Source organism: Collinsella aerofaciens (assembly GCF_015670795.1).
Lineage (GTDB): Bacteria > Actinomycetota > Coriobacteriia > Coriobacteriales > Coriobacteriaceae > Collinsella > Collinsella aerofaciens_Q.
The window spans coordinates 1-2,500 of sequence record NZ_JADPCJ010000047.1; the positions used below are offsets into that span (position 1 = coordinate 1).

A 2,500-nucleotide genomic window follows, 5' to 3' on the forward strand; every position below is an offset into this window, starting at 1 on the left:
GAAAAAAAAAAAGAAAAAAATATACGCTAAGATTTTTGGAGAATAGCTTAAATTGAAGTTTTTCTCGGCAAGAAATACGTAGTTAAGGCAGAGCGACAGAGAGGGCAAAAGAAAATAAAAGTAAGATTTTAGTTTGTAATGGGAGGGGGGGTTTAGTCATGGAGTACAAGTGTGAGGAAAAGTAGTTGGGAGGTACTTCATGCGAAAGCAGTTGAAGACAAGTTCGAAAAGAGTTTGGAAACGAATTCGAGTAGGCTTGTCGTTCGTTATGTTTTTGTAAATGGCCTCGTCAAACGGTGGAGAGAGTCGCTAGGTGATCGTCAGATCTGCCTAGTCTCTATACAGCGTGTTTAATTGACATGGGTTGATGCGTATTGAGAGATACAATTTGGGAAGAAATTCCCAGAGTGTGTTTCTTTTGCGTTTAACCTGAACAGTCTCATCGTGGGCATCTTGCGATTCCATTGGTGAGCAGCGAAGGATTTGGTGGATTACTAGCTAATAGCAATCTATTTCAAAGAATTCAAACTTGGGGGAATGCCTTGTTGAATAGCCGGTCGCAAGACTGTGATTCTTCAAGTGTAACCTCCTCTCAAATCAGCGATATCAAACGTACCATTCCGTGAAACACCGGGGTATCTGTTTGGTGGAACCTGATTAGAGGAAACTCAAAGAGTGCTATGGTATGGTGACGGAGTGCGCTGGTCAAGAGTGTAAAAGCTTTTTGAACAGAGAGCATTTCCGGCAGCAGAGAGACCTGAAAAAGCAATTTTTCTGGAATTTCAGCTGTTTCCAAACTCAATAAGTATCTTCTAGCAAGAGGGAATAGGTGGGAAAAAAAAAAAGAGATTTCGGTTTCTTTCTTTTTTACTGCTTGTTGCTTCTTCTTTTAAGATAGTTATCTGGTTGATCCTGCCAGTAGTCATATGCTTGTCTCAAAGATTAAGCCATGCATGTCTAAGTATAAGCAATTTATACAGTGAAACTGCGAATGGCTCATTAAATCAGTTATCGTTTATTTGATAGTTCCTTTACTACATGGTATAACTGTGGTAATTCTAGAGCTAATACATGCTTAAAATCTCGACCCTTTGGAAGAGATGTATTTATTAGATAAAAAATCAATGTCTTCGGACTCTTTGATGATTCATAATAACTTTTCGAATCGCATGGCCTTGTGCTGGCGATGGTTCATTCAAATTTCTGCCCTATCAACTTTCGATGGTAGGATAGTGGCCTACCATGGTTTCAACGGGTAACGGGGAATAAGGGTTCGATTCCGGAGAGGGAGCCTGAGAAACGGCTACCACATCCAAGGAAGGCAGCAGGCGCGCAAATTACCCAATCCTAATTCAGGGAGGTAGTGACAATAAATAACGATACAGGGCCCATTCGGGTCTTGTAATTGGAATGAGTACAATGTAAATACCTTAACGAGGAACAATTGGAGGGCAAGTCTGGTGCCAGCAGCCGCGGTAATTCCAGCTCCAATAGCGTATATTAAAGTTGTTGCAGTTAAAAAGCTCGTAGTTGAACTTTGGGCCCGGTTGGCCGGTCCGATTTTTTCGTGTACTGGATTTCCAACGGGGCCTTTCCTTCTGGCTAACCTTGAGTCCTTGTGGCTCTTGGCGAACCAGGACTTTTACTTTGAAAAAATTAGAGTGTTCAAAGCAGGCGTATTGCTCGAATATATTAGCATGGAATAATAGAATAGGACGTTTGGTTCTATTTTGTTGGTTTCTAGGACCATCGTAATGATTAATAGGGACGGTCGGGGGCATCAGTATTCAATTGTCAGAGGTGAAATTCTTGGATTTATTGAAGACTAACTACTGCGAAAGCATTTGCCAAGGACGTTTTCATTAATCAAGAACGAAAGTTAGGGGATCGAAGATGATCAGATACCGTCGTAGTCTTAACCATAAACTATGCCGACTAGGGATCGGGTGGTGTTTTTTTAATGACCCACTCGGCACCTTACGAGAAATCAAAGTCTTTGGGTTCTGGGGGGAGTATGGTCGCAAGGCTGAAACTTAAAGGAATTGACGGAAGGGCACCACCAGGAGTGGAGCCTGCGGCTTAATTTGACTCAACACGGGGAAACTCACCAGGTCCAGACACAATAAGGATTGACAGATTGAGAGCTCTTTCTTGATTTTGTGGGTGGTGGTGCATGGCCGTTCTTAGTTGGTGGAGTGATTTGTCTGCTTAATTGCGATAACGAACGAGACCTTAACCTACTAAATAGTGGTGCTAGCATTTGCTGGTTATCCACTTCTTAGAGGGACTATCGGTTTCAAGCCGATGGAAGTTTGAGGCAATAACAGGTCTGTGATGCCCTTAGACGTTCTGGGCCGCACGCGCGCTACACTGACGGAGCCAGCGAGTCTAACCTTGGCCGAGAGGTCTTGGTAATCTTGTGAAACTCCGTCGTGCTGGGGATAGAGCATTGTAATTATTGCTCTTCAACGAGGAATTCCTAGTAAGCGCAAGTCATCAG

1 rRNA gene (cut by a window edge) is annotated in these 2,500 nt (G+C 42.9%); it reads left to right on the forward strand.

The features are described 5' to 3' along the window. Positions 1–894: 894 nt before the first annotated feature. Positions 895–2,500, forward strand: a 16S ribosomal RNA gene (locus tag I4W09_RS10725); it runs 204 nt beyond the window's last position.